A 26988-nucleotide genomic window follows, 5' to 3' on the forward strand; every position below is an offset into this window, starting at 1 on the left:
GATCCCGTAGTGCCGGGCCGGAGCCCCGGCCAAGCTGCTGGATCAACACCCCTAGAAGGGAGAACGTCCATGGCTCGCGAATTGCGCTTCACCGGTACGGACAGCAAGGTCGACGGTTGCCCCGCCCTGCACACGGACGTGCGGACCGGCGAGATCATCGTCCAAGGGGCACCCGTCACCGACCCCGGCGACGTCGCACAGCTCCAGCACCTCGGGCCGAACGAGGCCGCGGTGGCCGTACCGCGCGAACTGCTCGTGAACTGGGGGCCGAAGGAGATGGAGCGAGTGCCGGACATCGTTGACCGGGACACCTTCCGGCGTCTGTTCCACACCTTCAAGCACACCGCGTGGCGCCTGGAGACGCGGCGCGGCTACGCGTCCGACCGGCAGGACCCCGACTTCCGCGCGTTTCTCGCCACCGGGTCGGCGCCCTGCGACCCGGACGAGCCGTGGTTCGTCAACGTCAGGGCCCAGACGGCGGCAGGCAAGACGGTCGGACGCGTCCGCATCGCCGACAAGCCGCCCACCACCGAGCAGTTGTTCCTGCTCGACTACGCCCGGCACAACGCCGCAGCCGGTGAGGACATCCGCTACTTGTGGCGCGAGGACGCGGGCCAGGCCGGCCTGCCCGCGGAGGACTTCTGGATCTTCGACTCGCGTCTCGTCGCCCTGCTGCACTTCGACGACCAGGACAACCTGCTGACCGTCGAGCTGATCACGGAACCTGCGGAGGTCGTGCGGTACGCCGTCGCGCGCGACGCGGCGATGCACCACGCCGCGCTCTACGGCCAGTTCGCCGCGCAGGCGGCCTCGGCCACGTAGCCCGCCTGACCGGTGAGCACCGACTATCAGCAGGCACGAGCTGCGCTCGGAGCACGTCTGCGTGAACTCCGCCTCTCGAGCCCTGATGGCCGGCTTACCGGTCAGCAACTCGCGCAGCGGCTCGGCTGGCAGGGCTCCAAGGTCAGCAAGCTGGAGAACGGCAGGCAGACGGCCACCCCCGAGGACCTGCGAGCGTGGGCCGAGGCGACCGGCCGACCGGAGGCATCCGCCGAACTCGCCGCGCGGCTGGCCGGGTTCGAGTCCCACATCAGGTCCTGGCGCCGAGCCCTCGCGAACGGCTTCAAGCCGATGCACGAGGATCTGAGCGCGGAGATCGAGCGCACGGTGGAGATCCGGATGTGGGAAGAGTCGGTCGTCCCCGGCCTGATGCAGACCCCCGAGTACGCGCGCCACGTCATCCGGCGGTACGCGGAACTGCTGGGCGGGGCCAGTGACATCGAGGAAGCGGTACGGGCCCGAGCGCAGCGGCAGGAGTGGTTGTACCAGCCCGGACGCAAGCTGCACGTGCTGATGTGGGAAGCCGCACTGCGGTCGCTGATCTGCCCTCCCTCCGTACTGGCCGCCCAACTCGACCGCCTCACCGGACTGATCGGCTTGGACACCGTCGATCTGGGCGTCATCCCGTTCACGGCGCCCGTGAAGATCGTGCCCGCAAACGGCTTCTGGGTCCTGGACGACCGCCTGGTCGTCGCGGAGGACTGGCACGCCGAACTGTGGTTGGACGACGCCGACAACGTCGCCCTGTACGGGAAGGTCTGGAAGACCCTCCGCGAGTCCGCGGTGTACGGAGCCGACGCCCACAACGTCATCAACGCCGCCAGGCGTGCGCTGGAACCGGGTTAAAGAACCCCTGCGAATAGGCTCCGCTCACGCCCGGAGAATGCGTTAATTCGGTTCTCTGAACGATGCGGCGGGAACCTCCGCGGAATTACGCGTCGCAGGTGGGGAGGGGTGCACCCCGGTGACAGACTGCGATTGGTACAACGAGGTTGTGTGGCAAGGGAATTGGAACATCGGGAAGCGGGAGATGTGGCCGATTACCCCTACACAGAGGGGAATAGAGTCGCTACCGTCGGTCATGGAGCGGGGACTCCGCTCCGAACTGGAACGGCCAACGGGAGAACGGCATGATCAATCGGAAGCAGGGTGGCGACCGCAGCAACGTCGTCCCGCCCTCCATGTCCACCCGCGAGATGTACGGGCGGGAGATCCGGTACCAGCGGGAGCGGATGGGGATGAGCCAGGAGGAGTTGGGCGATCTGCTCTTCCTCAGCCGGTCGCAGGTGACCCGGATGGAGCTCGGCACCCGGCGTATCCAGCCCGGCTGCGCGGAGATGCTGGACACCATCCTCAACACGGGCGACTACTTCGTCCGCAACCTGGACGGGGCCCGCGCCACGCCCTACCCCGAACACTTCGCGGACGTCGCGGAGTTGGAGGGGCTGGCCGAGGACATCCGTGAGTGGGGTCCGGTGACGGTGCCCGGCCTGCTCCAGACGGAGGCGTACGCCTCGGCCATCATTCGCGGCTGGGACCCGGTGCTCGCCGACCCGAAGGTCAAGGAGCGGGTCATGGCCCGGCTCGCCCGCGCGCTGATCTTCGCCAACGCCGACAACCCGCGCTACCGGGTGATCCTGGACGAGGCGGTGCTCCGCCGTCCGGTGGGCGGCCCCGCCGTGATGGCCGAACAGCTCCGGCACCTCATCGAGATGGTGAAGCAGAGCCGCATCCTGCTCCAGGTGCTGCCGTTCAACGGTGGCGCGCACGCGGGCATGGACGGCGCGCTCAAGCTGATGAAGTTCGAGGAGGACGCACCGATGGCGTACCTCCCCGGTTTGCAGACGGGCACGCTGGTGGACGATCCGGCCGCCGTCAAGCGGTTCCACCTGGCATACGATCTTCTCGGAGCGGCGGCTCTGTCGCCGAAGGCTTCGTTGACCCTCATCGAAGCGGTAGCCGAGGAGTACGAGCATGGAACTCAAGTACGGCCTGACGGCGGTGACTTGGCGTAAGAGCAGTTACAGCGGCGGAAGCGGCGGCGACTGCATCGAGGCCAGCGACAGCCTGACCTCCGCCAGTTGGCGCAAGAGCAGCCACAGCGGCGGCGACGGCGGCGACTGCATCGAGTTCGCCGACAACCTCCCCGACGTCATCCCGGTCCGTGACAGCAAAGACCCGCACGGCCCGGCCCTCACCTTCACCCCGGCAGCATGGACCGCGTTCGTGACGTCCGCCGCCGAGGGCCACTTCCCCGAGGCATAACCGCCTCAAGTTCCACCCCCGCACGCCCAAAAACGGGAGGGACCCCACCGGGGCCCCTCCCGTCGCGGTTACGACGACGCGGAGTCGCGCCGCGGCCTCACTGGGCCCATTCCTGATCGAACTTGTCCACTTCACAGGTCCACTGGATCAGGGCAACGCTGTTCGCCTCGCTCCCGTGAGGAACTGCCAGGCAACGGCCGCTTTCCTTGTTCCGCAGCCGGTTGTTGCCGTCATATATCCACTGCTGCTCGGGATGGCCGCTTTCGCAAGGCCACTGGATCGCCCCGGCGCCGTTGGTGTGGCTGGCGCCACCTATGGCGAGGCACTGCTCGGTGACGACATTCTCCAGCGTGTACGTCGATGTGGCTCCCGGAACGAGATCCCAGTACCAGTTCTCTTCATTCCGCACCAAGCTGCAGTCGAACTGAATGGCCAGCGCCCCCTCCGTATGGTTCCCCTGCCCGATCGACAGACATTTATAGCTACTCAGGTTTTGTGCCCACAACTCACCTTCGTGGCCGTTGGCGCTGGCCGGAGCCGCAGAAAGCGGAACGGCGGCAAGCACCGCCACCCCCGCCGCGATTGCCATGCTGCGAATGCGCATGCTTTTCCCCTCCCAGATGCGAGCTTCCCCCGCGGCGGCCACGATACTTGGGGTTCGTCCTTAGCAGCCACCGTTTCCCGACGGAATAATCGGAATTCGATATTCCACCCGAGCGCCCCGCAACCGCGCGAATTCACGTTCACCTGATTGCCACTCGATCAACCCGATGAGTTCATCTGGCTCATATCCTGCCGGAACGCGATCTCGGACAGCGACCTCTCGTAGACGAAGGGACCCCACCGGGGCCCCTCCCGTCAGGTTTTTTGGACGAGCGTGCTGTCGGGGCCGAGTGGGGTGCCGTCGGTGCCGGTCGGGGTGACGTCCGGGACGGGGACGCCGTGCCGGTCGAGCAGGACCGAGTGGGGCTCGCCGGGGGCGAAGGCGTGGCGCTGCCCCCACTGACGCAGGGTGAGGATGACGGGGAAGAGGTCGCGGCCGGCCTCGGTGAGCACGTACTCCTGGCGGCGGCCCGAAGGCGCGGTGCGCTGGGTGAGCAGGCCGCGGCCAGTGAGTTTGCGCAGGCGGTCCGTGAGGATGTTGCGGGCGATGCCGGTGCGCCGCTGGAACTCGGTGAACGACCGCGCCCCGTCCATGGCGTCGCGGACGACGAGCAGGCTCCACCGGTCGCCGACGAGATCGAGCGTGCGGGCGACGGGGCAGTCGGGGTCGGTCCAGTCGAGGTGCACGGCGCCTCCCGGTGAGTTGCGAATTGAAACCATCATGCCGTACCGTCGAAACGGTTGCAATCTGCTACTCATCAGATGGGGGGCGCGATGAACACGTGGCGGCGATTGCTGCTCGCGACGGTGTGCGGTGTCGCCGTGGCGAGCATCTACGCGGCGCAGCCGATCCTCGGTCCGATGGGACGCGGCCTCGGGGTGCCGGCCGGGCTCACCGGGTGGATCGTGACGACCGGCCAGTGCGGCTACCTGGTCGGGCTGATGCTGCTGGTGCCGCTCGGCGACCTGGTCGATCGGCGCCGGCTGATCGCCGTGCATCTCGCGGTCACCGCGGGAGGCATGGTCCTCACGGCCGCGGCGCCGACCGCGTGGGTGGCGTTCACGGGTCTCGCCCTCGCCGGCGTGTTCGCGGTCGTCGTGCAGACCACCGTCGCCTACGCCGCGTCGACGGCGCCGCCCGCCGAACGCGGACGCACCCTCGGAGTGGTCACGTCGGGCGTGGTGGTCGGCATCCTCGGCGCCCGGGTCGTCACCGGCGCCCTCGCACAGGCGTGGGGATGGCGGAGCGTCTACGCCGTGCTCGCGGTGCTCGCCCTCGGGCTGGCGGCCCTGGTCCTCCTCGTGCTTCCGGCCGAGGAGGAACGCCGCGCCGGGCCGGCGGGGTACCCACGTGCCCTGGCATCGCTCGGCGGCCTGTTCGGCAAGCGCGTCTTCCTCACCCGCGGGCTGACCGCCTTCTTCCTGTTCGCCTCGTTCGGCACCCTGTGGACCGGGGTGTCCCTGCCGTTGGCGGACGCGCCATGGCGGCTGAGCGAGAGCCAGATCGGACTGTTCGGCCTGGCCGGGCTGGCGGGCGCGCTCGGTGCGGCACGTGCGGGGCGGTGGGCGGACGCGGGCCGGACGAGACCGGCCACCGGCCTCGCCCTGGCCCTGCTCGTCGTCTCGTGGGCCGCGACCGCGCAGCTGGACAGGTCGCTGTGGCTCCTGGTCGCCGGCATCGTGGCGCTCGACTTCGCCGTGCAGGTGGTGCACGTGAACAACCAGCACGCGCTCACCGCCGCGCTGCCGGACCGGATCAGCGGTGTCATCGGCAGCTACATGCTCTTCTACTCGCTCGGCTCCGCGCTCGGCGCGGCCACCACGACCGCCGTGTTCTCCGCGCACGGCTGGGGTGGCTCCAGCGTTCTCGGAGCCGGATTCGCGCTGTGCGGACTGGCGGTCTGGGCGATCGACCTGCGGGCGCCGGGCGACAGCGGGCTCTCCGCCGACCGGGACGACGACGCGGGTGCGCCGCGGCAGCGCGCGGAGGACCCGGCGCAGGCGGAGGGCCCGGACAAGGCGGAGAGCCCGGCGCACGCGCCGGACGGTGCTACTCCTGCCCGGTGGAGATGAGGGGGGCGTCGCGGGAGATCTCGCGGAAGCCGACGCTGTAGTAGAGGCCGCGCGCTCGGGGGTGGCCGGGTGCGCCCAGGCAGGCGACCGTCGCGTGGGTCGCGCCGGCCGAGCGGGCCCGGCGCAGGCCGTGCAGCATCATCGCGCGGCCAACTCCCTTGCGGCGGTGGTCCGGATGAGTTCCGACCGGCTCGAACTCGACGGTCTTGTTCGCCTCGTCGAACCACATGATCGCCGAGGCCGCCATCGTGCCGTCCGGGGCTTCGACGAGGACGTGCAGGTCGCCGCGGTACGCGGAGGTCCGGCGTACGCCCTCGTAGGTCTCGGCGCGGTACGGCGTCGGGGCCCAGACGTCCAAGTGCGCCTGGACCGCGGCTTCCGGCCCGGCCTCGTCCGCCGTGCGGAACGTGAACCCGGGCGGCAGGACGGGCTGTTCGACGTCGGTGAGGTCGCGCGCGTTGAGCTGCGTCCAGACGCCGGTGTCGCCGAGGGAGGACGGGTCGGTGACGTAGCCGTGGGCGGCCCAGCGGGTGAGGGCCAACTCGTCGGAGGCGGAGGGGATCACCGTGCGTTCGAGGCCCGGGGCGAGAGCGTGGAACCAGGTGATGATCTCTTCGAGCAGGGCGGGGTGGGAGGGGTCGTCGGGGTCGACCTGGTAGGTCAGGGAGGCGCCGGTGACGGTTTTGACGGTGCCGTCGCTTCGGCTTACCTGGTACGGGAGTTGGGCCCAGGCCCAGGCGGCCGGCTCGCCGCCGTCGGCGAACCAGAGGCGGGCGGGCCAGTGCGCGCCGAGGTCGGCGTGGCCCTTGCCCCAGATCCAGGCGAGCTCGCCGTAGGAGCCGCCGGCGGCGATCAGGTGGGGGTGGCTGGCGGTGACGCGCTGGGCCAGGGCTTGCATGTGGGTGACGTCGGCAGGGGTCAGGGGGGCGTAGTCCGTCATGGGGGGACACGGTCCCAGGGTCCCGGGGGTCCGTCGAAGGGTTTTCCGCCGCCGCGCGCTTCCGGTTGTCGCCCGGGTGGCCGCTTCCCGGTCAGCGGGCTGGGTGGGCGCGGCCTCTGACCAGGGGCAAGAAGACCTCGTCGATGATCTCGGTCAGCGTCTCGTCCGGGGCCTCGGGGAAGCCGCGGGAGGCGTATTCGGCGCGGAGGAGGGTCAACGGGGTGCCGGCCACGCGGGGGTGCAGGGATTCGGGTGGGGCCTCGCCGCGGGCCACCGCGCGGGTGAGCAGGGTCCACCATGCCGCGTCCGTGCGGGTGGTGCCGGACTGGGCGCGGAGGAGGGTGAGCAGGTCAGGGGTGTCGGCCGCCGCGGTGAGGAGGTCGCGGAGGACGGCGCCCTGGGGGGAGGACCACGTCTCGTTCGCCGCGCGCAGGAGCGCCAGCGCGTCGCCGCGCAGCGTCCCCGTGTCCGGGACGCGCAACTCCGCGTCGGCCAGGTGCCGGTAGGCCGCGACGCCGAGCGCCGCGCGGGACGGCCAGCGGCGGTAGATCGCGTTCTTGTTCGTGCCGGCGCGGTGCGCGACCCGGTCCATGGTCATGCCCGCGTAACCGGCCTCGCGGAGTTCCGCCGCCGCGGCCCGCAGGATCGCGTCCTCCAGCGCCGCGCCACGGCGCCGGGTCGTACCTCCGCGCTGCTCGTCAGCTGCCGTCACGTCTCTCCTCTCCCCGATAGGGTACCGTGCGTACCCTATTCCGCCTCCACCGGATCGGGAGACCTCTGTTGCGCGCCTTCGGCATCACCTACGACACCGGCTTCACGTCCGGCGGGACGACCACGCACGAACCGTTCCTGCCCGACATTGTCCAGCGCGAGATGCGGGTCATCCGCGACGACCTGCGCTGCGACGCCGTCCGGATCACGGGCGGGGACGCCGACCGGCTGGAGATCGCGGCGCGCGCCGCCGCCGACGCCGGACTGGAGGTCTGGTACTCGCCGTTCACCAACGGGCTGACGCAGGACGGGCTCTTCGCGTTCCTGCTGGACGCCGCCGAGCGGGCGGAACGGATCCGGCGCGGCGGCGCGCGGGTCGTGTTCCTGACGGGGTCGGAGGTCAGCCTGTTCACGGACGGTTTCCTGCCCGGCGGCAGCCTCCGGGAGCGGACGGCGCTGCTGGCCGACGACCCGGCGGCGTTCCGCGCGCTGCTCCCCCGGCTGCATGCCGACCTGAACGCGTTCCTCGGGCGGGTGGTGGGTGAGGTCCGTGGCCGTTTCGGCGGACGGGTCGGGTACGCGTCGGTCGCGTTCGAGGGGGTGGACTGGACGCCGTTCGACGTCGCCGCCACGGATTCGGGGTACCGGGACGCGACGAACGCGGGGACGTTCGCGGGCGCGCTCCAGGGGCAGTTGGCGCGGCTGGGGCCGGAAACGGCCTTCGCCGTGACGGAGTTCGGGTGCGGGACGTTCCGGGGCGCGGGGGACCTCGGCGGGCGCGGCGACTCGATCGTCGAGTGGGGGGACGACGCGCGGCCGGTGCGGATCGCCGCGGGGACCGTACGGGACGAGGGCGAACAGGCGCTGTACGTGCGGGAGATGCTTGAGGTCTACGACGGGGTGGGCGGGGTGGACGCGGCCTTCGTCTACACGTTCGCGCGGTGGGACCTGCCGGGGACGGCGGGGGACGGGGGCGGGACTGGGGACGGGGCTGGGGACGGGACCGGGGGCGGGACCGGGGGTGATCCTGAACGGGACTTCGACGCCGCGAGCTTCGGCGTCGTGCGGGTGCTGCCGCCGGGCGCGGCGCGCGGGCCGTACGCGGAGTTGGGGTGGGAGCCGAAGGCGGCCTTCCACGTGCTGGCCGGCTTCGGGCGGGCTCGCGGCTGAGGCGCGGGCCCGCCCGTTCGGAGCCCCGCTCCCCCGGTCGGCTCACATCGCCGGGACCCGGGCGGTTGGCGGGTTGCTGTGGGTGGGGCGGGGGGTCTCGCGGGGGCGGTGGGTCCGGGACTGCGGCGGGTCCGCGTCCGGCGCCTTCACCCGGAGGCGGCGGCGGGTTCCGGCGGCGAAGCGCTCGCTGGTCACCCGGTAGCCGCGCGAACGGAGTTCGCCCGTGTACGCGTCGAGGAAGTACGGCTCCTCCGGGCCCTCGTGGTAGAGCCGCACCCGGCGCAGCCCGAACCCGGCCATCCGGTAGCCGGGGCCCCAGGCGGCCTCGTCCACCAGCCAGTCGGCCGGTTCGAAACCGGCCGCGTCGAGCGTGCGGGCGATGCGCTTGCGTATCCCCACGGAATCAACTCCCGTTGCGGGTAGGCCGGGACGGGCGCGGGGCGGGGCGGGGTTCGCCGTGCGGCGGCGCGACCGGGGCGGGCCGACCGTGGGGTGGCGCGACCGGGCTCTTCCGGTCTGCGGATGGTGCTCCCACGGGGTTCCTCCAAGCGGCCGACGAACGCGAGTCATTGACTTCAACGCCGCCAGTCCGCTCCGCGGGTGACGGGCGCGAGTCACTGACTTACACGCGCCGGGCGGGCGCTCCCGTGACGCGCTTCTCTCCGCGAGCGGGCGCTCCCCCATGACGAACGCCCTCCGCGAGCGGGCGCTCCCCGGGACCGGGCGCTCCCCGTGACGGGCGCCCGCCGCCGCCTCCGCGCTACTTCGCGCGCAACACCGCCAGGCAGCCGCCGACTTGGGCCGAGTCCGGGCCGTCCGGATGCCACGTGCCCATCACCACCCCGGCCACGTCGGGCCCCTCGACCGCGCCGCCCACGCTGAGCACCCGGTGCAGCTGGACGGTCACGCTGCCCGCGTCCAGCACCCCCGCCCCCGTCCGACGCCCGCGCGCCTCCGCAGGCCCGACACCGTTCTTGCTGCTCGGGTCGGAGACCGTCTCCGCCCGTACCAGGCCCAGGAGTTCCCCGCGCCAGACCGGATCGGCGGCCCCGTCGTAGAACCAGCGGGTGCCGAGCACGCTGTGCTCCGAGGTCGCGATGAGCGGATCACCCGTGACCCCGGGCAGCGCGTCGGTGAGCGGGGCGCCCCGGTACGTCATCGGAATCTGGTACAGCACGGACGCGTCCCTCAACAGGTGCGTCTCGATGCCGACTTCACCGTCCGGATCCTCGAAGCGGAAGTACCCGACGGGAGTGAGCGTGGGTATCCCGGACCCGATGTACCACTCCTGCCGGGAGAGCCACTCGGGCAGGAACTCGCGGAAGTGGGGAACGAGGGTCGCGCCGGGATGTGTCTTCGCCATGCGCCCGCACGCTATCGCAGGATCCCCCTCGCGGCGCCGGCCATGGACGGTCTCGCCGACCGGGGCCGCACGTACGCCCCGCCGGGCCGAGGCTTGTCCGGGAAGCTGTTCTGGCTGTATATGTTGGGTAAGTACAGTGAGAACGGAGGGCGCCGTGCGGGTCGTGTTGTCCAACAGCAGTGGGGTGCCGCTGTATCAGCAGATCAAGGAGCAGATCGGGGCGGCCATCCTCGCCGGGGAGCTTGGGGAAGGTGACGCGCTGCCGTCCGTGCGGGTGCTCGCGCGGGATTTGCGGATCAGCATCATCACCACCACGCGGGCCTATTCGGAGCTCGCCGGCGAGGGGTTCATCGGGACCGTGCCCGGCAAGGGGGCGTTCGTGCTGCCGCTGGACTCCGCGCTCGTGCGCGAGCAGCTGCTGCGGCAGGTGGAGGACGGGTTGCAGGCCGCGCTGGACGCTGCCCGGCGGGGCGGGCTCGGGCGGGACGAACTCATCCAGATCCTCGACGGGTTGATGGGAGCTGAGCGCGAACATGCCTGAGGACAAGGCGAGTCAAGCCGCGAGCGCACCCCCACTCGCTTTCGCGCTGCGAGGCGTCGGCGTCCCCGTCGGCAACGGCTTCGCGCTGCGCGACGTCAGCTTCGAGCTGCCCACCGGCTACGTGATGGGCCTCATCGGCGCCAACGGCGCGGGCAAGACGACCACCATCCGCTGCCTGCTAGGCATGCGCGGCATCGAGACCGGCGAGATCGAACTCCTCGGGCACCGCGTGCCCGGGCCCGTCGCGCTGCGACAGGACGTCGGGGTGGTGCTCGACCACACCTACCTCGTCGGGGAGTGGCGGCTCGCCGAGGTCGAGCGGACGCTGCGGCCGTTCTACGACCGCTGGGACAGCGGGCGTTATCGGGAGCTGCTGGACGAGTGGGGGCTCGACCCCCGGGCGCGGGTCAAGGACCTGTCCCGGGGCATGGCGATGAAGCTGATGATCGCCGTCGCGCTCTCGCACCACGCGCGGCTGCTCGTCTTCGACGAGCCGACCAGCGGCCTCGACCCCGTCGCCCGCGACGAACTCGTCGGCATCATCGGGGACTTCCTGCTCGACGAAGGCCACAGCGTCCTGTTCTCCACGCACATCACCACCGACCTGGAGCGGATCGGCGACTACGTGACCCTCATCCACGACGGCCGCGTCATCCGCACCGGCCCCAAGGACGACGTCCTGGACGCCTACCGGGTGGTGCGGGGCGGCCCCGACGACCTGACCGGACTCGTCGGCGTCGAACTGATCGGCCTCAGAAGGACGGCGGCCGGCGCGGAAGCGCTCGTCCGCACCGAGGAGGCGGATCTGCTCGACGGCCACGTCCTCGTGGAGGCGCCGACGCTCGAGGAGATCGCCGTCCATGTCGGCTCCCGGCCGAGAAGGCCCGGAGCCACCGGGACCGCACCGCAACGAGGCGGCCGGCGCGGGGTGATCGCATGACCGCCGTCGGCCGGGTGACGATGCTGCACCTGCGCACCGTCGCGCCGTACCGGACCCAAGGGCTGCTGTTCTACGGCCTGTTGGTCGCGATCCTCGCCCGCAACCCGGTCGGCCTGGTGCCGGTGCTCGCGCTGATGCTCACGCCGGTGATCGCCGCGTACCCGTTCGTGATCGCCGACAAGGCGGGACTGGAGACGCTGTACGCCGTCCTGCCGCTGTCCCGCCGGGCGGTGGTGCTCGGGCACTACACCTGGGCGCTGGCGAGCTTCGCCGGCACGGTCGTCGCGGGCGCGGTCCCGGCCGTCATCCTCATGCGGACCGAGGACGGCCACCTGGACGGCCACACCCTGATGACGCTGCTGACCGTGTCGTGGGCGCTGTTCGCCCTCAACATCTCCGTCCAGCTCCCCCTGTTGATGCGGTTCGGCTACGCCCGCAGCAGCGCCCTCGGCACGAACATCCCCGTCGCCCTGATCATGCTGGCCGTCTACCGCCTGCACCTGACGATCGCGTCGGTCCAGGTCTGGCTGCCGCTGCTGTGGGCGGGCGGGGCGGCGGTGCTCGTGGCGTCGGCGACCCTGGCGGCCCGCCCGGCGGACCAACAGGCTTAGCGGGCGCGGCTGTTGGCCGGGTCCGGCGACAAGGCCCCGCGCTCATCCGTCGATCCGGGCCGCGTCCAGCCCGTCGAGAACCGCGTCCACCGTCTGGCCCGCGTCCAGCTCCGAGGTGTCGAGCCAGAGCCCGAGGCGCGGGGTCTCCGCGCGGAACACCCCGTCGAGCCCGCCGACGGACCAGGCCCCGTAACCGGACTTGCCCCGCCCCGCCTCCCGCGCCGCCACCGCCTCGACCCCGGGCGCCAGCACGACGAGGTAGAGCGGGCGCGTCCGCACCGCGGACAGGTACTCCGCCAAGTGCTCGCCCAGGATGACGTCCTGGACGACGACGGTCCAGCCGGCGTCCGCGTACGCGTCAGCCGTCGCCGCCGACAGGCGGTAGCGCAGCCGGAGTTGGGCGTCGGCCTCGGCCTCCGCCGCGGGCCCCGCCCCGGGCTCCACCTCCTGGCGTCCCGACACGATCATCCGGCGGAAGACGTCACCGCGTACGTGCACCGACCGGGGAAGCCGCTCCGCGAGCAGTTGGGCGACGGTGGACTTGCCCGACGCCATGATGCCGGTGATGACGACGACGGCAGCGGAGTGGAGCGGCTCGGTCATGCGGATCTCCTCCTCAGAACATGCCGTTTCCGTTCGCCGACTGCTCCGGGACCGGCTGCATCACGTCCCAGTGCTCGACGATCTTTCCCTCGTCGAACCTGAAGATATCCACGATCGCCGAGCCGGGCTGTCCCGGGACCCGGACGCCGTGGACGTGGGCTATCACGTAGTCGCCCTCCGCGAAGAGGCGTTTGACGTCGGCGTGCAGAGCCGGGAAGGACTCGGTGAGGGTGCCGACGAAGGCCCGGAGGCCCTCGCGGCCGTCCGCGATCAGCGGGTTGTGCTGGGTGTAGCGGTCGCCGACGAGCTTCGAGACAGCCTCGAAGTCCTTGTTGTTCAGGCCGGCTTCGTAGAAGGCGAGGACGGTCTGCTTGTTCGCTTCGAGCCTCGCTTCGAGGCTCGGGTCGGGTGCCGGGTCAAGCGTCGGGTCGGGGGACGGGGCGGCGGACGGCATGGCGTTGCTCCGTAGCAGTCGAGCTTGCGTGGACGAGTGTAGCGCTACAAGCGTAGCGCTATGCCGATTCGCCTACAATGGCTGCCATGAACACGACCCCGCCGGCGTCCGGCGCCCAACGCAGCCGCAACCGCCGCGGCCAGGGCGAACGGCTCCGCGAGGACATCCTCACCGTCACCCTGCGGCTGCTCGACGAGCTCGCCGACGACCAGGCGCTGTCGCTGCGCGCCGTCGCCCGCGAGGCCGGGGTCGCCGCCACATCCGTCTACCTGCACTTCGCCGACCACGACGCCCTCGTCCTGGCCGCCATGGAACGCTGCCACGGCGACCTCACGGAGGCGGTCGACAGGGCCGACACCGGCGCGGACGGCGACCCGGTGGCGAGCCTGCGCGCCCGCACCCTCGTCATGGGCGAGTGGGCCTTCCAACACCCGGGCCTGTACAAGGTGTTGCACGAGAGCACGATCAACCAGCGGGCGAACACCTCGTTCAGGTACGACCTCACCGAGGGCAGCACGGCCGCCGTCCAGCGCTGCATGGACGCCGGGCTCGCGCCGGCCGACGACGCGGCGGCCGTCGCGCTCGACCTGCGGGCGGCGGTGCACGGGGCGGTGTCGATACGGCTCAACCAGTCCAAGGAGAGCGGCAGGCAGTGGCCGCCGCTTGAGGAGCAGGTGGAGCGGTTCCTGGTCAAGCTGGTCGGCGTCGCCCGGTCGGGGGCGGGGGCGGGGGCGGAGGCGGGGGCTTCGCGAGGCTGACGGGCGGGGCGCCAACTGGCGCGTGGGCGCGGCTCGTTACGGGCCGCCGATCGCCTCCTACCGGACCGCCGCCGGCTGTCAGGCCGCCGCGCGTTCGGCGGGCGGACGGCGGCGCAGGCCCGTCTCCTGAAGCGCCGGCGGCAGGTACTCCTGGTCGAGCCTGCCAACTTCCGTACCGGGCGGGACGATCGCGTCGATCCGGTCCAGGATGTCGTCGCCGAGCACGACGTCGAGCGCGGCGAGCAGGTCGTCCAGGTGCTCCATCGTGCGCGGCCCGATGATCGCGCTGGTGACGCCCGGGTGCGCGATGGCGAACGACGTGGCGAGGTGCGTCAGCGGCATGCCCGCCTCCTCCGCGAGCGCGATGAACTGCTCGACGACGTCGATCCGTTGCCCGTCGTTGAGGTGCTTGAGGAAGCTGGCCCGGCGCAGCCCGTTCTCCTGGTTCCTGCGCACCCGCCCGGTCAACAGCCCCTGGGCGAGCGGCCCCCACACGAGCGCGCCCATCCCGTACCGCTGCACGACGGGCAGCACCTCGCGCTCGATGCCGCGGTTGAGGAGGGAGTACGACGGCTGCTCGGTGCGGAAGCGCGCCAGGCCCCGGCGCTCGGCGACCCACTGCGCCTCGACCATGTCCGAGGCCAGGGTGCCGGACGAGCCGATCGCCCGGACCTTGCCGTCGCGGATCAGGTCGGTGAGCGCGGAGAGGGTCTCCTCGACATCGGTGGTGGGGTCGGTGCGGTGGATCTGGTAGAGGTCGATGTGGTCGGTGCCCAGCCGGCGCAGCGAGTTCTCGACCGCGGTCATGATCCAACGGCGGGACGTGCCCTGCTCGTTGGGGTCGCTGCCGACCGGGCGGCTCACCTTGGTGGCGAGCACGACGTTGTCGCGGCGACCGCCGGCGAGCGCCTTGCCGACGACCTCCTCGGAGTCGCCGTACGCGTCGGCGGTGTCGATGAAGTTGATGCCGGCGTCGAGGGCTTTGTGGATGACGCGGACGGAGTCGGCGTGGTCGGCGTTGCCGATGGACGAGGCGAACATCAGGGTGCCGAGGGCGTACGGGCTGACTTTGATGCCGGTGCGGCCGAGGGTGCGGTAGCGCATGGGTCCTCCGGGGTGCGGTAGCGGGGCGGTGCGGTAGCGTGGGGGCTAAGTGGAAAGTCATTCCGGTACCTGTGTCGTCGACTATACGGAAAGGCTTTCCGGTTACGCAACCGGGAGGGATGATGGTGGGCGAGGAGGCTCAGGGGGCCGGGGGGCAGGTGGCCGGTTCGGGCGAGGGCCAGGCGGCCGGTTCGGGCGGTTCGGCCGGGGCCCAGGCGGCCGAGGGGGCGCCGCGGCGCAGGCGGGCGGACGCGCAGCGCAACGTCGACGCGCTGCTCAAAGCGGCGCGGGCCGTCTTCGACACGTCCGGCGTGGACGCCCCCGCCAAGGAGATCGCCGACCTGGCGGGCGTCGGCGTCGGCACCCTCTACCGGCACTTTCCGCTGCGCTCCGACCTCGTCAAGGCGGTGGTCGAGACCGGGATCGACGCGTGCGCGGCGGCCGGGCCGCGGCTCAGCGCCGTCCACGAACCCGGGGACGCGCTGGCGGAGTGGCTGCGCCAATACACCGCGTTCCTGGGGACGAAGCGGGGGCTGGCGCCGGCGCTGCACTCGGGCGACCCGGCGTACGCGGGGCTGTCCGGCTACTTCCACGAGAAGTTGGGCCCGGCGCTGGCCGCGCTGCTCGACGCGGCGGCGGAGGGCGGGGAGGCGCGGGGGGATGTCGAGGCGCATGAACTGCTGTACGCCATCGCGAACTTGTGCGTGCCGGTGCCCGGTGGGGGGCCGGAGTACAACCAGCGGATGGTGGGGCTGCTGATCGACGGGTTGCGGCAGCCCGGGGCGGGCGGCGGTCCGCGTTAGGTCGCCGTGAGGCGGTCGCGCTGGAGGCGGCGGGCGAGGGTGCGGCGGACGGCGGCGGTCTCCCGGGGTTGCTGAGGGGTTCCCTGAGCCGGGGCGTTTTCCGGTGCCTGGGCGGGAGCGTTCCTGGCGGGCTTCGCGGGGACGTCGAGACGGCGGCTGATCTCGTCGTACGCCGTCCGGTAGCTGCCGCCCAGCCGGGCCCGGTGCCGCAGGAGGTCGTCCTCGACCAGGCGCCGCAGTTCGTCCACGTGCCGTGGCGTGAAGCGTGTGCGGCCGCGGGCGACGGCGTCCAGGAAGGGCGTGCAACTCGCGCTGCCGGCAGGGACGTTCGCGGCGATCTCCTCGGCCAGCCCCCAGAGCCGGCCTTCGAGCCACGGCACGTCGTACTGGTCGAGGCCGAGGCCCATCGGGGGCAGCGGGTCGCCGCTCGCGCGGTACTTCGCGACGTGCTTGGACACGGCCGGCTGGCTCATCTCGGTGAGCCGGGCGATCCGGTCCTGCGTCCAGCCGAGGCCGACGAGGATGCTGATCATCTCGGCGCGCTGCTTGCGCATCTCCTCGCCGGCGCGGATGACCTCGTTCATCTCGGCGAGGATGCGTTCGGCCTGGTCGTCGGTGAGGGTTCGCGGCGCTTGCTGCGCTTCCTCCGGGTTCCTCTCGGGTGCCATAGCTCGGTTATACACCGTGGTCAGGTGAGGGCGAGGGCTTCATAACCGGGTTGTATAACGCGGTTATGAGTGACAGGATGGGCGTCATGCCCACTTTCACCGCACCTGACGGCACCCGGCTCGCCTACCGCGAGAGCGGCGACGGCGACCCGCTGATCTGCGTTCCCGGCGGTCCGACGGACTCCCGCTACCTCGGCGACCTCGGCGGCCTGTCCGCGCACCGCCGGCTGATCGTCCTCGACCTGCGCGGGACGGGCCGGTCGGACGTACCGGCGGACCCGTCGTCGTACCGGTGCGACCGCCTGGTCGACGACGTGGAGGCGCTGCGCGCGCACCTCGGGCTCGCGCGGGCGGATCTGCTCGGCCACTCGGCCGGGACGAATGTGGTGACGCAGTACGTGGCCCGGTTCCCGGAACGGGTCGGGAAAGTGGCGCTGATCGGGCCCAGCACGCGGGCGGTCGGCATCGAGATCGACGGGGAGGCGCGGCGGGAGGTCGCGCGCGGGCGGGAGGGGGAGGCGTGGTTCGCCGACGCGTGGCCGGTGCTGGATTCGCTGACGCGAGGTGGGGACGGGGGTGGCGATCCCGGGGCCATCGCCCCGTTCTTCTACGGCCGTTGGGACGCGGCGGCCCAGGCGCACCATGCGGCTTTCGGCCGCCCGGAGAACGCGGAGGCGGTGCGGGTTTTCGGGGCCCCCGGGGCTTTTTCGCCTGCGGCTACGCGAGCGGGGATTGCGGCGTGGGCGGGCCCGGTCCTCCTGCTCACCGGTGAGTTCGACGTGAACAGCCCGCCCGGCGCGACCGAGCGGTTCGCGTCGCTTTTCCCCGCGGCGGGGTGCGAGGTCCAGGCGGGGGCGGGCCACTATCCGTGGGTGGACGCGGCGGAGGCTTTCACGGGGGCGGTGTCTTCGTTCCTCCGGGCGTGAGCCTGCCCCCCGGGCCCCGGCTACACGGGGGCCACTCGCCGTGGGGGGCTCGGGCTTCGTGGCCCGGCCCCGGCCGGTGGGGGGCTGGTGGCGCAGTTCCCCGCGCCCCTGGGGGTCGGCCCTTGCGGTCGCGTGCCGACTTCCCCCCGGCGGGGGCTGAGCGCGCAGTTCCCCGCGCCCCTGGGAGGTTGCCCCATTGCGGTCGCGCGCTGGCTTCCCCCCGGCGGGGGCTGAGCGCGCAGTTCCCCGCGCCCCTGGGGGGTCGGCCCTTGCGGTCGCGTGCCGACTTCCCCCCGGCGGGGGCTGAGCGCGCAGTTCCCCGCGCCCCTGTCGGGGCGCCTCGTTGACGCCGGGCGTGAGGCTGTATTCGTTTTGCGGCTGCCGCCGCGCGGGCGCGAAAAGCCAGACGGGGCGCCCGTTACGCCGGGCGCGAGCGGAACGCCTTTAAAGGGGCGCGGGGAACTGCGCCACCAGCCACAGGCGGCGGAAAGCCGGCACGTCACCGCAAGGGGCACCTCCCAGGGGCGCGGGGAACTGCGCCACCAGCCCCCAACGGACCCGCACGGGGCCGCTCGCCCCAAGCGGGGCGCCCCGTCGGCGTCAGGTTTCGCGGGACGTTCAAACCGCCCGCGTTAGGGTGAGCCCCACGAACGGGTCGTACCCGGTGAGAGGTTGGAGCTGAACGTGTTCGGGGGCGGAAAAAGGAAAAGCGGGCTGCCGAAAATCCCGAGAAGCGTGGATCCGCGACGCGCCCGCGCCCTGCCGGTTCCAGCCCAAGCGCAAGCCGACGCGCGTATGTTCATGCTGGGTGGCGACACCATCCGGGCGGTCAAGGTGATCGTGGACGCCACGGGCTACGACCTGCGCCAGGCCCGGGACATCGTGTACGCGCTCGTCTACGACATCGAGGTGCCGAGGGAGAGCTGAGCCGGGGCGCGGGGCACGCGGATTCGCGGAACGTCACGCCCACGTGAGGGCGACGGCGGTCACGTCGGCGGTGCGGCCGGCCACGACCACGGCCAGGCCCTCACCGTCGAGTACCGCCAGGCGCGCGGCCATCCCGTCCCGGGGCAGCATCCGCACGCACGCGTAGGGCTCGTCCGCGATGAGCAGCGGTTCCGGGCACGGCTCGACGACCGGGCCGGGGCGCGATCGTTGGCTCGCCAGCCACGCCTCGATGGTGTCCCCCGTGATGTCGTCCGGGGGCTGCTCGACCTGGCTCATCACGTCGGCGATCAGCTCTTCAGGAGTGGCGCCGGGGCGGTTCACGGTGGGGTGCCGGAGGGTGGCGACAGTGACGTCCGGGTACTGGACGCGGATCTCGAACACCTCGTCGGGGGAACCGTAGTGGCTGCCGGCGGTGTAGCCGAGGAGACCGGTGGGGCGGCCGGAGGGGATGGCTATGCGGCCGGTGAGGGCTTGTTTCGCCCAGGCGAGGGTGAGGGGTGGGCGGGGTGGGCGCTCTTCGCTGAACTCCACGGGGGCCTCCGGCGGTTGAGGTAGGGCGAGCCGCGGCTCGCCTCGCGCAAGCCTAGCCACGACGGGGGGTGGCGCACCCCCGTAACCCCCACCGGCCGGTGGGGTCGGCTCGGACCGCAACGCGTTGCGGTGGGCGGGCTTGTGCAGGTCGGCTGTGGCTTGTCGCGCAGTTCCCCGCGCCCCTGGGAGGTGCCCCCTGACGGTCGCGAGCCGACCTCCCCCCGGTGGGGCTTGTCGCGCCCACGCGGCGGCAGCCGCAAATCGGATACAGCCCCGCGCCCCTGCCGGGGCGCCTCGTTGACGCCGGGCGCGAGCGGACCGCCTTTAAAGGGGCACGGGGAACTGCGCCACCAGCCCCAACGGGCGGAAAGACAGCACGCCACCGCAAGGGGCACCTCCCAGGGGCGCGGGGAACTGCGCCACCAGCCACGGCGGACCCGCACAAGTTCACTCACCCCAAACGGGGGCGCCCTCCCAGGGGCGCGGGGAACTGCGCCACCAGCCCCAACGGACCTGCACGTGGCCGCTCGGCGGGGGCGGTGGGTGTTCGCCGGTTAGGCGGCGGGGAGGTGGGGGTGGGGGTGGATCTCCTCTATGCGGTCGCGCTTCGCGTACATGTCCCAGTACAGGGCGGCCAGGTCGGCCGGGGAGACGACCGGGAAGGAGGCTGTTTTAGGGTCGGCGGCTGCCGACTCCGCGGCCTCGCTGCCGGTGATGAACGCGGCGATCGACAGGGTGCCGGCGTAGACGCCGGAAGGGGCGAGTTCGCCGTTCAGGGAGTAGAGCCAGTTGCGGGCCGCGGCCATCAGCGGGCCGATGCCGCTCCAGTGGGGCATCGGGTGGACGGCGGTGGCGCCGGTGGTCATCAGGAAAGCGCCGTCGCCGCGCGCCTTCCATTCCGCCAGCACCGCCTGGACGACGGCCAGCGGCGTGAGCAGGAGCAGCGGGATGTCCTGGGCCAGGTCGGCCGGTCGCAGCTCGGCGGCCGGGGTGAAACGGCCGCTGGGGAACGGGCCGTACTCGATCACGTCGATCCGGCCGAACCGCTCGCGGATCGCCCCGATCAGTGCGGGGATCTGCTCCGGCGCGGAGAGGTCGGCGGGGAAGCCGGCCGCCTCGATGCCCTCGGCGCCGAGCTCGTCGACCAGGGCGTCGAGGCGGTCCTTGCGGCGCGCGACCAGGGCGACGCGGAAGCCCTCGGCGGCGAACCGGCGGGCGATCGAGGTGCCGAGGCCCTGGCCGGCGCCGAAGACGGCGATCACTTTGGACATGGGGGTGCTCCTCCAACTACCGCGGTGCGGTGACGGTGACGGTAAACAGTGACGGCGAGGGAGTCCGGATCAGCGCCCACGGCATCCGCGAGGCCCTGACCTCCAATTCCTCTCATTTGTTCGTAACGCCATGATGCGCCAGTATGGAAGCCGCTACAAAAGGCACATCCATGTGCGCGACGGAGAGGAACGGGCGCCATGCAGGACAGCCCCGGTACGGAGATGGCCGCCGCGATCGGCCCGTGCGCGAGCATCCCGGCCGACCAGATGGCCTTCATCCGCCAAGTGCTCGACCGGATCGGCGACAAGTGGAGCATGCTGATCATCGCCGTCCTGAAGGACGGCACCCTGCGCTACACCGACCTGCAGCGCCAGATCCCCGGCATCTCCCAGCGCATGCTGACCCACACCCTGCGCCAACTCCAGGACGACGGCCTGGTCACCCGGACCGCGTACGCCGAGGTGCCGCCGCGCGTGGAGTACACTCTCGCCCCGCTCGGCCACGGCCTCCAGGAGATCGTCAAGCAGCTGATCGGCTGGGCCTCCGAGCACCACGACGACATCCGCGCGCACCGCTCCCGCACCCCCTCCACCCCTCGCGCGACGACCGGTTGACGTTCTGACAATCTAGGTACAAAATGTCAGGGTGTCAGAGCATCCCGTAACCACCTCCTCGCGGCGCGAGCAGATCGTGGGCGCCGCCGTCGCCGTGTTCAGCCGGTACGGCTACCGGCGTACGTCCATGGAGTTGCTCGCCGACGCCGCCGGCGTCTCCCGGCCCGCCCTCTACCAGCACTTCCGGAACAAGAAGGACGTCCTGCGCGGTGTCGCGCAGCTGATCGACGCGCAGATGGGGGCCGCCGCCCGCGCCGCCGTCGGCGGGACGGACAGCCTCGCCGACCGGCTCTACTCCGTGCTCTCCATCAAGCTCGAAACCGGCATCGGCGTCGCCGACGCCGGGCACCGGCAGGAACTCATCGCCGAGGCCACCGCCTTGGGGATCACCTCGGCCTCGCCGCTGGAAGGGCCGCTCGCCGACGTGCTGGCCGATGTGCCCGGGGTCAAGGAAGGCGCGGTCACCGCGCGGGAGATCGCCGCACTGCTGCTCGACTCCACCGTGGGGATCGGGCAGTCCGACGACCCGCCGGACGTGCTGCGCGCACGGCTGCGGCAACTCGTCGACCTCACCACCCGGGCCCTCGGACAGGGGAGCAGTTCCTGATGATCACCACTGTCGTGCTGGCGTTCACCGCCGGATTCTGCGCGGGCAACGGCCTGCCGTACTACGTGATGGGCAGCGTCGGCGACGGGGTCAGCCCGTCGCCGCTGCGGCCCTCCGCCGCGGGGAACGTCGTCAACGGCGTCATCCTGCTGGGCGCGGCGGCCGTGAGCTGGCACTACGCCCACATCTCCGATCACCCGTGGGCCGGTTGGGCCGCGGCCGGGGTCGGCGTGCTGTCGGTCGGGCTGATCCATGCCCGGCTGTGGCGGCGCGACCCCTGGGGGCGCACGCCCGAAGTGGCGCCCAACGCGGGCGCCGACGCCTAAAGTTGACGCACGCGGCGGCGCGCGGGCCGTCCGCTTGGGCGACTTGGGCCGGGGGAACGGGCAGATGTCCGACAGCACCACATCCGACAGCACGACGGCGGCACTGCCCTTCTGGGTCAGCCCGGTCGACGAGACCGGCGACGGGGACGACAGCCTGGGCATCCTCGGCGGGGACGCCGTCCTGCGCTCCGTCCCGCTGGGGCCGCTCCGCAAGAACCTCGCCGCGACCGTGGACGCGCTCCAGGAGATCTTCAACGACGTGATCGCGCGCGGCGGTTCGCTGCCGCTGGCCGAGGCACAGCTGTCGTTCGAGGTGACGGCGAGCGGCGGGGTCCAGCTCATCGGCACCGGGCAGGTGCAGGGCAGCCGGGGCCTGACGCTCACCTTCAAGCGGCCGTAGCGGCGCGGCTCCGGTGCCCGCCTCCTCCGTGGCCCGATTCAAGGCCCTGCTGATCGGGGCGAGCGAGTACGACGACCCGGCGATCGCCGACCTGCCGTTCGTCCGCGACGACCTCCAGAAGCTGCACGCGGTGCTGACCGAGCGGAACTTCACATCCGTGGAGATCGTGGAGTCCCGGCGCGGCATCACCGCGACCGTCGTCCACGCCCAGGTCAGCGGGTTCCTACGGGACGCCGCGCCCGGCGACACGCTCTTCGTGCTGCTCAGCGGCCACGGCCAGCACTTCAGGGGCGCCGACTACCTGATCCCGGAGGACGCGAGCTTCGCCGTACGGCCGTTCGCCGACTGCTGCGTGGAGATCGGCTGGCAGCGGGAGCTGGAGGACTCGGCGGCGGCCCGGATCGTGTTCCTGGTCGACGCGTGCCGCGAGGGCATCGAGGAGGACGTCAAGTCGCCTGCGGGCGTGGCCGGTTGGAGCAGGCGGAAGATCGCGGCGGCGCTACAGCGCAAGGTCGCCTACGTCTACGCCTGCTCCCCCGCCCAACTCGCGCGCTTCGTAAGGCCGTCGGACACCCTCGTGGCGAACGGCGAAGGGGCGGACGGTGGCGGGACGGACGGCGGCGGGACGGACGGCGTGTCGCCCGGCGAGGGGGGCGAGTCGTTCAGCCTCTTCTCGCGGGCCGTCGCAGATGTCGTCGGCGGGACCGGGCACGCCGTGGACCTGGCGGAGTTCACCGACCGCGTGCAGGACCGGATGGCGGCGCTGCACGCGGCCTACGGCAAGCCGGGGGCCGTCCAACTCCTGCACGTCACCACCGACACCGAGCGGGCCGGCTTCGACGTGCTGCCGGGCCCGGCCCGGCTGTCGGCCGTACATCCGTGGGTCCGGACCGTCACCGCGCATCCGGCCTGGGACCGTACCGCCGCGGGCCCCGGCCGGGACGCGCTGCGGGCCGCCTGCGGACGGATGGCCGTCCAACTCGCCGCCCGCTACGAGGAGTCGGCGGCGGCGCTGCGCGACGACCCCTGGCACGACGGGCAGTTGGGCCGCCGGGTGCAGGAGCGGATGGGCTTCCTGGTCGGCCGGATCGCCGACGTCCTTCCGGCCTCCGGCCCCGGCAGGCCCGCGCTCAGCCCGACGGAGGCCGCGCTTGCCGCGCTGCTGCCGCTGGTCGACCACACGTTCTGGGCCGCCGAGGCGGCCGGCCGGGTGGCGGTGCTGCGCGCGGACGGCGCCGGGCAACGCAGTCTGGACCAGGGCCGGTTCCAGGAGTTCATCCGCAGTCACCCCCGACTGGTGCGGCGGCTGCGGACCCTGGACCAGGCGGGCGATCCGCGCGGCGACGCCGAGCGGATCCGCTGGTGGCTCTTCCACCGGTGGCTGCTCCAGCAACCGGAGCTGTACGCGGGCCAGTCGCTCGCCTCGCTGCTGAGCGGCGACGGCGGTGGCGTTGCCTCTGACGGTGACGTCGGCGACCAACCGGCCTGGGTGGAGGGCGCGTTGTCCGCGCAACGGCTGGCCCGGTTCGTCCGCGACCAGCGCATCGCCCCGTTCTCGGTGGCGGGCGGCCCGGCCGCCGCGAGCAGCCCGCTGTCAGGCATGGCGTCCGGCCAGGCCGCCTACGACGAGGTGTACGACGTGGTGGCCGCGACCACCGGTGACGAGCACGAGGTGCGCGAGCCGCTGGTCGCCGCGCTTTGCAAGGCCGCACACGCCCTCGCGATCGACCCGGTCGACCTGCCGGAGATCGTGGTCGAGCACCTCGGCATCTCCGACAGCGTCGACCTCGGCCAACTCCTCACCACCCTCCGGGAGTCGGACTGGCGCGCCTCGGGCATCGGCCGCGCGCTGAACGCCGTCTGCCGGCACCCCGCCGTCCAGATCGCGCTGCGCGAGCACGCCCAGCGCACCGACACCCTGCTCCGCGACATCAACCGCGCCGCCGCGCTCGCACCGCTCGGCGCGCTGCCGCCGTACGCCGACGCCGACCGGGTACGGCTCAGCGGCCACACCCCCGAGCACCTGTCGGAGGGCATCCGCTTCCAGCTCGCCGAGGACCGCGTCCAAGAGCTGCTGATGGGCGAATCACTCTACGGCGACCGGTCGTTGGCGATCCGCGAGCTGTACCAGAACGCGCTGGACGCGCTCCGCTACCGCGACGCCCGCACCCAGTACCTGCGCCGCACCGGCGACCGCCGGCAGCCGGACGGGTGGGAGGGCCGGATCACCTTCCGGCAGGGCGTGGACCAGGACGGCCGCCCGTACCTCGAATGCCGGGACAACGGCATCGGCATGGGCGTCCACGAACTCAGCCGCACCTTCGCGCAGGGCGGCGCCCGCTTCGTCGATCTGCCCGAGTACGTCGAAGAGCAGGCGCTGTGGGCCGAGTTGCACCCGAAGATCGAACTGCACCCCAACAGCCGGTTCGGCATCGGCGTGCTGAGCTACTTCATGCTCGCCGACGAGATCACCGTCCGCACCTGCCGGATGACCCGCGCGGGCCGCCCCGGCCGGGTCCTTGAGGTCACGATCGCGGGCCCCGGCAACCTGTTCCGGATCGGGGACGCCGGGGAGGGCGAGGAGACCGGGACGGCGGTGCGGCTGCTGCTGAACCGGGGGGAGTTCGTGTCCTGCGTGGACACGCTGGAGAGCTTGCTGTTCGTCTCCCCGTACCGGGTGTCGGCGGAGTACGGTTCCCGGCGGCTGGAGTGGGCGCCGGGCGAGCTGTCGGAGTACGCGTGCACGCAGATGACGGGGGACCGCGGCCCGGCGGGAGAGCCGGCGATCAGCGTCGTCCCGTCTCGCGACCCGGATCTGTGGTGGGCACCGTCAGAGGGCCGCGTGCTCGCCGACGGCCTCCGCGTCAATCCGCCGGATGACGGCACGGATGCCCCGCACGGCGTGCTCATCAACCTGCACGGGCCGCAGCAGCCCGAACTGACCGTGAACCGAAGGTGGTTGCTCAGCCTCGACTCGGACCACGTGACACGCTCCGCGCTGGCCGCCGTGTCGGACCTGCTGCGGAACGGGCCCTCGCTGGTGACGCCCGGGTGGCTGAACCGGGTGTCGGCGTCGTCGCTGCCGCTGGCCGACACGATCGCCGAGCAGGCGGCGCGGCTGCGGCTGCCCGTACAAGCCGGGGTCCAGCAGACCACGTTCGACACCGTCGGCCACTTTCCGGCGGACCGGCTGCTGCTGGCGCTGTTCGGCCTGGACACTCTCTCGCACCAGCCCACCCGGCGTGCCGCGCCCCTGGTCCGCTGCATGCCACAGGCCCTGCTCGCCTGGCGGCTCCGTGCACTGCACCGGGCGAGCACCGATGGACCACCCGCCGGGCCGGGTACACGCCTGTCCCCCGCCGGAGCCGTACCGGACGCCGTCCGCGCCAGGCCCTCGGACCAGCGGCTGCTGCTCTTCCTGCCGCGCAGCAACAGGTGGCTCATCAACGCCGGGCGGCACATCAGGCCCTCGACCGACGAATTCCCGTACGACAAGGTGCTCACCGGCAACTGGCCGGTGTCCACCGACCCCTTCGCGGCCGGCGCCAACAACCTCTCACTGCTCCCTACTTGGCGCCCCGCCGCAGAGACGCTGACCGCACAGGAGATCTTCGACGCCGTCGAGCCGAGCGGGATGACCGCCGGTGAGGTCCGCGACCGGTACACCGAACTCGGTTATCGGGCCGAGCCGTTGGGCGGCACCGAAACAGCCGGTCCGGCCGACCTGCCGCTGCTGTGGCCACTCGGCAGCGGCGTCACCGGCTGGCTGCCGCCGGGCGCCGCACTGTCGCCCGCGCAGATCGCGTACAGCGCCGCGATGGCCGACTGCTCCACGCACGCGGCGGCCCGGCGGCTGCGGGACCTGGGCTACCAGGTGCCGGCGGTGTACCCGGTCAGGGACCGCTGGCTGCTGGAAGAGCGGCGGATGCTGAACAGGCCGTGGTCGGCCCAGTCCGTGCAGCCTCCCGAGGAGGAGTTCGCGGAGGTGACCCGGGTCAAGCTCGTGTCGGCCGCGCACGTTTCGGGGTGGCCGGTACGGAAGGTGGCCGGCCTCCTGCGGGAAGCCGGCTTCGTCATGCCGGGCGGGACCGACGCCGTGGCCGAGTTGAGCCCGGACGACGAAGTGCTGCTCGGCGGAAGGGAGTTCTCGCCTCCGGTGGACCGCACCCTGTCGGTGGCGTACATCTTCGCGGTGGCCGCCCGGACCCGTCGCCCACCGGACGATGTGCGACTGCGGTTCGGCCAACTCGGTTACGCCGTGCCCGACTCACTCCCGGAGCTGGACGACCGGATCCGGGAGTGCCTCCAGCTCGTCACCGAGGCCGACCGGGATCTCTGTTGGTACATCTCGGACGAGCCGGTCCCGCTGCACGTCCTGGGGCTCCTGGCCGTCAGGGTCGGCCGCAGCGTGCGGGCCGTGGCCGAGGCGTTGGCCGCGCTCGGGCAGCCATGCGCCGAGGTCTCGGAGTTCGCCACCTCCCTCGACCCGGGCGACCTCGCCGACCTTGGGGCACCGGGCCGTCCGGTCACCGCCGCCGAGCTCTATGCCGCCGCCCAGCAGGGTGGCATCTCCCGGGAGGACGTCCTCCACCAACTGGCCGCGCTCGGCTATGAGATCGCCCCGATAGACCCGGAGTTCGAGCGGGACGTGTGGGCGGAGGGGCAGTTGGAGGGGTTCCTCGGCGAGGGGTCGAGGGGGATGCCGGACTTCCTGGCGAGCTTCTCGTCGTTCGCGGGCGCCCCGGCCGACGCCGACCGCGCGTCATTCGGCGTCACCGACATCTCGCTGCCCGCACTCGCCGCGTTCGCGCTGCGCCGCGGGCTCGCCCTGCGAGAGGCATCCGACATCGCCGAACACTGCGGCCTGCGCAGCCCGGTGCGCGACTGGTTCCCCTGACACACCGCCGCGCGGCCGCG

At 72.1% G+C, this 26988-nt stretch carries 30 protein-coding genes; 18 read left to right on the forward strand and 12 right to left on the reverse strand.

What is annotated here, in order from left to right; genetic code table 11:
- Positions 1-69: 69 nt before the first annotated feature.
- The 4 genes from ACQPW6_RS14835 to ACQPW6_RS14850 all read left to right on the forward strand — a co-directional run bounded on the left by ACQPW6_RS14835 (position 70) and on the right by ACQPW6_RS14850 (position 3105).
- Positions 70-822, forward strand: a complete 753-nt coding sequence (locus tag ACQPW6_RS14835) for a DUF6879 family protein (protein ID WP_433890092.1) — start codon at positions 70-72, stop codon at positions 820-822.
- 12 nt (positions 823-834) lie between these two features.
- Positions 835-1686, forward strand: a complete 852-nt coding sequence (locus ACQPW6_RS14840; RefSeq protein ID WP_433890093.1) for a helix-turn-helix domain-containing protein — start codon at positions 835-837, stop codon at positions 1684-1686.
- A 284-nt stretch (positions 1687-1970) separates the two neighbouring features.
- The gene (locus ACQPW6_RS14845) at positions 1971-2855 is read left to right on the forward strand and encodes a helix-turn-helix domain-containing protein (protein WP_433890094.1); all 885 of its coding nucleotides are present in this window, start codon (positions 1971-1973) and stop codon (positions 2853-2855) included.
- Positions 2815-3105, forward strand: coding sequence for a DUF397 domain-containing protein (locus ACQPW6_RS14850; protein WP_433890095.1), 291 nt, complete (start codon positions 2815-2817; stop codon positions 3103-3105). Before ACQPW6_RS14845 ends, ACQPW6_RS14850 begins: the two co-directional genes overlap by 41 nt.
- Positions 3106-3202: 97 nt before the next feature.
- Here ACQPW6_RS14850 and ACQPW6_RS14855 read toward each other — a convergent pair whose 3' ends face one another.
- Positions 3203-3709 carry an RICIN domain-containing protein gene (locus ACQPW6_RS14855; RefSeq protein WP_433890096.1) on the reverse strand — a complete coding sequence of 169 codons (507 nt, stop codon included), beginning with the start codon at positions 3707-3709 and terminating at the stop codon, positions 3203-3205.
- Between the two features lie 254 nt (positions 3710-3963).
- The gene (locus ACQPW6_RS14860) at positions 3964-4395 is read right to left on the reverse strand and encodes a winged helix-turn-helix transcriptional regulator (RefSeq protein WP_433890097.1); all 432 of its coding nucleotides are present in this window, start codon (positions 4393-4395) and stop codon (positions 3964-3966) included.
- Positions 4396-4482: 87 nt separating this feature from the next.
- On the opposite strand from ACQPW6_RS14860, the gene ACQPW6_RS14865 reads away from it, so the two are divergent.
- Complete coding sequence (locus ACQPW6_RS14865) at positions 4483-5781, forward strand: MFS transporter (protein WP_433890098.1); 1299 nt, start codon at positions 4483-4485, stop codon at positions 5779-5781.
- On the opposite strand, the gene ACQPW6_RS14870 is transcribed toward ACQPW6_RS14865, so the two are convergent.
- Both ACQPW6_RS14870 and ACQPW6_RS14875 read right to left on the reverse strand, forming a co-directional pair.
- Positions 5759-6721 carry a GNAT family N-acetyltransferase gene (locus tag ACQPW6_RS14870; protein WP_433890099.1) on the reverse strand — a complete coding sequence of 321 codons (963 nt, stop codon included), beginning with the start codon at positions 6719-6721 and terminating at the stop codon, positions 5759-5761. The genes ACQPW6_RS14865 and ACQPW6_RS14870 overlap by 23 nt on opposite strands.
- A gap of 91 nt (positions 6722-6812) precedes the next feature.
- The gene (locus ACQPW6_RS14875; protein ID WP_433890100.1) at positions 6813-7433 is read right to left on the reverse strand and encodes a TetR/AcrR family transcriptional regulator; all 621 of its coding nucleotides are present in this window, start codon (positions 7431-7433) and stop codon (positions 6813-6815) included.
- 68 nt (positions 7434-7501) lie between these two features.
- Here ACQPW6_RS14875 and ACQPW6_RS14880 point away from each other — a divergent pair, with 68 nt between their 5' ends.
- Positions 7502-8602 (forward strand): hypothetical protein, encoded by a 1101-nt coding sequence (locus ACQPW6_RS14880; protein WP_433890101.1) that lies wholly within the window; start codon positions 7502-7504, stop codon positions 8600-8602.
- Positions 8603-8644: 42 nt separating this feature from the next.
- Here the strand turns inward: ACQPW6_RS14880 and ACQPW6_RS14885 are convergent, their stop codons facing one another.
- On the reverse strand, positions 8645-9001 hold the full coding sequence (locus tag ACQPW6_RS14885; protein ID WP_433890102.1) for a hypothetical protein: 357 nt from the start codon (positions 8999-9001) through the stop codon (positions 8645-8647).
- A gap of 361 nt (positions 9002-9362) precedes the next feature.
- A complete protein-coding gene (locus ACQPW6_RS14890) occupies positions 9363-9965 on the reverse strand; it encodes a maltokinase N-terminal cap-like domain-containing protein (protein ID WP_433890103.1) in 603 nt (200 codons plus the stop codon).
- A 154-nt stretch (positions 9966-10119) separates the two neighbouring features.
- On the opposite strand from ACQPW6_RS14890, the gene ACQPW6_RS14895 reads away from it, so the two are divergent.
- From ACQPW6_RS14895 to ACQPW6_RS14905, 3 genes are read left to right on the forward strand one after another with little or no spacing between them, the layout of a single operon-like run.
- Positions 10120-10506 carry a GntR family transcriptional regulator gene (locus ACQPW6_RS14895; RefSeq protein ID WP_433890104.1) on the forward strand — a complete coding sequence of 129 codons (387 nt, stop codon included), beginning with the start codon at positions 10120-10122 and terminating at the stop codon, positions 10504-10506.
- Positions 10499-11446: an ABC transporter ATP-binding protein gene (locus tag ACQPW6_RS14900; protein ID WP_433890105.1), complete on the forward strand. Its 948-nt coding sequence runs from the start codon at positions 10499-10501 to the stop codon at positions 11444-11446. The genes ACQPW6_RS14895 and ACQPW6_RS14900 overlap by 8 nt, the downstream gene beginning before the upstream one ends.
- Positions 11443-12057, forward strand: coding sequence for an ABC-2 transporter permease (locus tag ACQPW6_RS14905; RefSeq protein WP_433890106.1), 615 nt, complete (start codon positions 11443-11445; stop codon positions 12055-12057). The genes ACQPW6_RS14900 and ACQPW6_RS14905 overlap by 4 nt, the downstream gene beginning before the upstream one ends.
- A 42-nt stretch (positions 12058-12099) precedes the next feature.
- On the opposite strand, the gene ACQPW6_RS14910 is transcribed toward ACQPW6_RS14905, so the two are convergent.
- On the reverse strand, positions 12100-12660 hold the full coding sequence (locus ACQPW6_RS14910; RefSeq protein ID WP_433890107.1) for a phosphotransferase-like protein: 561 nt from the start codon (positions 12658-12660) through the stop codon (positions 12100-12102).
- Between the two features lie 13 nt (positions 12661-12673).
- Positions 12674-13114 (reverse strand): nuclear transport factor 2 family protein, encoded by a 441-nt coding sequence (locus tag ACQPW6_RS14915; RefSeq protein WP_433890108.1) that lies wholly within the window; start codon positions 13112-13114, stop codon positions 12674-12676.
- A gap of 86 nt (positions 13115-13200) precedes the next feature.
- On the opposite strand from ACQPW6_RS14915, the gene ACQPW6_RS14920 reads away from it, so the two are divergent.
- Positions 13201-13872, forward strand: coding sequence for a TetR/AcrR family transcriptional regulator (locus tag ACQPW6_RS14920; protein WP_433890109.1), 672 nt, complete (start codon positions 13201-13203; stop codon positions 13870-13872).
- A gap of 78 nt (positions 13873-13950) precedes the next feature.
- Here ACQPW6_RS14920 and ACQPW6_RS14925 read toward each other — a convergent pair whose 3' ends face one another.
- Entirely contained in the window at positions 13951-14976 is a 1026-nt protein-coding gene (locus ACQPW6_RS14925) for an aldo/keto reductase (RefSeq protein WP_433890110.1), read from the reverse strand.
- Between the two features lie 125 nt (positions 14977-15101).
- Between ACQPW6_RS14925 and ACQPW6_RS14930 the strand changes: the two genes are divergently transcribed.
- A complete protein-coding gene (locus tag ACQPW6_RS14930; protein WP_433890111.1) occupies positions 15102-15779 on the forward strand; it encodes a TetR/AcrR family transcriptional regulator in 678 nt (225 codons plus the stop codon).
- Here the strand turns inward: ACQPW6_RS14930 and ACQPW6_RS14935 are convergent.
- Complete coding sequence (locus ACQPW6_RS14935; protein ID WP_433890112.1) at positions 15776-16447, reverse strand: sigma-70 family RNA polymerase sigma factor; 672 nt, start codon at positions 16445-16447, stop codon at positions 15776-15778. The two genes, ACQPW6_RS14930 and ACQPW6_RS14935, sit on opposite strands and share 4 nt — an antisense overlap.
- Before the next feature lie 86 nt (positions 16448-16533).
- On the opposite strand from ACQPW6_RS14935, the gene ACQPW6_RS14940 reads away from it, so the two are divergent.
- Together ACQPW6_RS14940 and ACQPW6_RS14945 are read left to right on the forward strand one after the other, a co-directional pair.
- Entirely contained in the window at positions 16534-17373 is an 840-nt protein-coding gene (locus ACQPW6_RS14940) for an alpha/beta fold hydrolase (protein ID WP_433890113.1), read from the forward strand.
- 795 nt (positions 17374-18168) lie between these two features.
- A complete protein-coding gene (locus tag ACQPW6_RS14945; RefSeq protein ID WP_433890114.1) occupies positions 18169-18300 on the forward strand; it encodes a hypothetical protein in 132 nt (43 codons plus the stop codon).
- A gap of 33 nt (positions 18301-18333) precedes the next feature.
- On the opposite strand, the gene ACQPW6_RS14950 is transcribed toward ACQPW6_RS14945, so the two are convergent.
- Positions 18334-18852, reverse strand: coding sequence for a hypothetical protein (locus ACQPW6_RS14950; RefSeq protein WP_433890115.1), 519 nt, complete (start codon positions 18850-18852; stop codon positions 18334-18336).
- A 554-nt stretch (positions 18853-19406) separates the two neighbouring features.
- Positions 19407-20123, reverse strand: a complete 717-nt coding sequence (locus tag ACQPW6_RS14955) for an SDR family NAD(P)-dependent oxidoreductase (protein WP_433890116.1) — start codon at positions 20121-20123, stop codon at positions 19407-19409.
- A gap of 198 nt (positions 20124-20321) precedes the next feature.
- On the opposite strand from ACQPW6_RS14955, the gene ACQPW6_RS14960 reads away from it, so the two are divergent.
- From ACQPW6_RS14960 to ACQPW6_RS14980, 5 genes are all read left to right on the forward strand, one after another.
- Positions 20322-20738, forward strand: a complete 417-nt coding sequence (locus tag ACQPW6_RS14960; protein WP_433890117.1) for a winged helix-turn-helix transcriptional regulator — start codon at positions 20322-20324, stop codon at positions 20736-20738.
- 31 nt (positions 20739-20769) lie between these two features.
- Entirely contained in the window at positions 20770-21345 is a 576-nt protein-coding gene (locus ACQPW6_RS14965) for a TetR/AcrR family transcriptional regulator (protein ID WP_433890118.1), read from the forward strand.
- Complete coding sequence (locus ACQPW6_RS14970) at positions 21345-21671, forward strand: hypothetical protein (RefSeq protein ID WP_433890119.1); 327 nt, start codon at positions 21345-21347, stop codon at positions 21669-21671. Before ACQPW6_RS14965 ends, ACQPW6_RS14970 begins: the two co-directional genes overlap by 1 nt.
- 64 nt (positions 21672-21735) lie before the next feature.
- A complete protein-coding gene (locus ACQPW6_RS14975) occupies positions 21736-22071 on the forward strand; it encodes a Pepco domain-containing protein (RefSeq protein WP_433890120.1) in 336 nt (111 codons plus the stop codon).
- Between the two features lie 28 nt (positions 22072-22099).
- Positions 22100-26968 carry an HD domain-containing protein gene (locus ACQPW6_RS14980; protein WP_433890121.1) on the forward strand — a complete coding sequence of 1623 codons (4869 nt, stop codon included), beginning with the start codon at positions 22100-22102 and terminating at the stop codon, positions 26966-26968.
- Positions 26969-26988: the final 20 nt, after the last annotated feature.

Origin of the sequence: Streptomyces sp. CA-111067 (genome assembly GCF_050956065.1) — a bacterium.
In the GTDB taxonomy this organism is placed as follows: domain Bacteria; phylum Actinomycetota; class Actinomycetes; order Streptomycetales; family Streptomycetaceae; genus Actinacidiphila.

What these genes read in the sequence shown, in the direction of transcription:
- ACQPW6_RS14855 (WP_433890096.1), bottom strand. Translation starts at nt 3,709, where the DNA reads ATGCGCATTCGCAGCATGGCAATCGCGGCGGGGGTGGCGGTGCTTGCC.
- ACQPW6_RS14920 (WP_433890109.1), top strand. Translation starts at nt 13,201, where the DNA reads ATGAACACGACCCCGCCGGCGTCCGGCGCCCAACGCAGCCGCAACCGC.
- ACQPW6_RS14925 (WP_433890110.1), bottom strand. Translation starts at nt 14,976, where the DNA reads ATGCGCTACCGCACCCTCGGCCGCACCGGCATCAAAGTCAGCCCGTAC.
- ACQPW6_RS14935 (WP_433890112.1), bottom strand. Translation starts at nt 16,447, where the DNA reads ATGGCACCCGAGAGGAACCCGGAGGAAGCGCAGCAAGCGCCGCGAACC.
- ACQPW6_RS14945 (WP_433890114.1), top strand. Translation starts at nt 18,169, where the DNA reads ATGTTCATGCTGGGTGGCGACACCATCCGGGCGGTCAAGGTGATCGTG.
- ACQPW6_RS14845 (WP_433890094.1), top strand. Translation starts at nt 1,971, where the DNA reads ATGATCAATCGGAAGCAGGGTGGCGACCGCAGCAACGTCGTCCCGCCC.
- ACQPW6_RS14915 (WP_433890108.1), bottom strand. Translation starts at nt 13,114, where the DNA reads ATGCCGTCCGCCGCCCCGTCCCCCGACCCGACGCTTGACCCGGCACCC.
- ACQPW6_RS14975 (WP_433890120.1), top strand. Translation starts at nt 21,736, where the DNA reads ATGTCCGACAGCACCACATCCGACAGCACGACGGCGGCACTGCCCTTC.
- ACQPW6_RS14865 (WP_433890098.1), top strand. Translation starts at nt 4,483, where the DNA reads ATGAACACGTGGCGGCGATTGCTGCTCGCGACGGTGTGCGGTGTCGCC.
- ACQPW6_RS14890 (WP_433890103.1), bottom strand. Translation starts at nt 9,965, where the DNA reads ATGGCGAAGACACATCCCGGCGCGACCCTCGTTCCCCACTTCCGCGAG.
- ACQPW6_RS14910 (WP_433890107.1), bottom strand. Translation starts at nt 12,660, where the DNA reads ATGACCGAGCCGCTCCACTCCGCTGCCGTCGTCGTCATCACCGGCATC.
- ACQPW6_RS14850 (WP_433890095.1), top strand. Translation starts at nt 2,815, where the DNA reads ATGGAACTCAAGTACGGCCTGACGGCGGTGACTTGGCGTAAGAGCAGT.
- ACQPW6_RS14870 (WP_433890099.1), bottom strand. Translation starts at nt 6,721, where the DNA reads ATGACGGACTACGCCCCCCTGACCCCTGCCGACGTCACCCACATGCAA.
- ACQPW6_RS14905 (WP_433890106.1), top strand. Translation starts at nt 11,443, where the DNA reads ATGACCGCCGTCGGCCGGGTGACGATGCTGCACCTGCGCACCGTCGCG.
- ACQPW6_RS14940 (WP_433890113.1), top strand. Translation starts at nt 16,534, where the DNA reads ATGCCCACTTTCACCGCACCTGACGGCACCCGGCTCGCCTACCGCGAG.
- ACQPW6_RS14900 (WP_433890105.1), top strand. Translation starts at nt 10,499, where the DNA reads ATGCCTGAGGACAAGGCGAGTCAAGCCGCGAGCGCACCCCCACTCGCT.
- ACQPW6_RS14955 (WP_433890116.1), bottom strand. Translation starts at nt 20,123, where the DNA reads ATGTCCAAAGTGATCGCCGTCTTCGGCGCCGGCCAGGGCCTCGGCACC.
- ACQPW6_RS14970 (WP_433890119.1), top strand. Translation starts at nt 21,345, where the DNA reads ATGATCACCACTGTCGTGCTGGCGTTCACCGCCGGATTCTGCGCGGGC.
- ACQPW6_RS14835 (WP_433890092.1), top strand. Translation starts at nt 70, where the DNA reads ATGGCTCGCGAATTGCGCTTCACCGGTACGGACAGCAAGGTCGACGGT.
- ACQPW6_RS14960 (WP_433890117.1), top strand. Translation starts at nt 20,322, where the DNA reads ATGCAGGACAGCCCCGGTACGGAGATGGCCGCCGCGATCGGCCCGTGC.